A 443-nucleotide genomic window follows, 5' to 3' on the forward strand; every position below is an offset into this window, starting at 1 on the left:
GCCTCTGTCGCCTTCGTGGATGCCGTCGTGGCGCTGCCCTTTGCTGCTGACGCCTGTCAGGTCGCCTCATCTTTTGAAGCAGACGCAGATGATGCCGATGACGCCGCCGAACTGGCGGACGATGCGGCAGCCGTTTTTGAGGATTCTGCGCTGGTTTCCGACGCTTTCGCGTTCGTCTCGGATGTCTTCGCTGCGGAAGCAGACCTCGCTGCTGCGCTGGCCTGTACAGCGGCTTCGCCAGCCTTCGTTGTGGCTGTTGAAGCAGACGATGCAGCACTTTCTGCCGATTTTCCGGCGGCGGTGGCACTGGCTGAGGCCTGCCCGGCACTTGTTGACGCGGCACTGGCAGATAATGCAGCCGCTGTTTTTGAGTCTGCCGCAGCTGAGGCGCTCTGTCCCGCTGCCGTTTCAGAAGACCTGGCGTTCGTCTCGGACGTTTTTGC

The 443-nt window shown here is 61.6% G+C and carries 1 protein-coding gene; it reads left to right on the plus strand.

Annotated elements, in window-relative coordinates:
- Positions 1–15: 15 nt before the first annotated feature.
- On the plus strand, positions 16–443 hold a 428-nt coding region (locus C1I97_RS40885; RefSeq protein ID WP_441349209.1), incomplete at its 3' end, for a hypothetical protein.

This window comes from Streptomyces sp. NTH33 (genome assembly GCF_003236365.1).
In the GTDB taxonomy this organism is placed as follows: Bacteria; Actinomycetota; Actinomycetes; order Streptomycetales; family Streptomycetaceae; genus Streptomyces.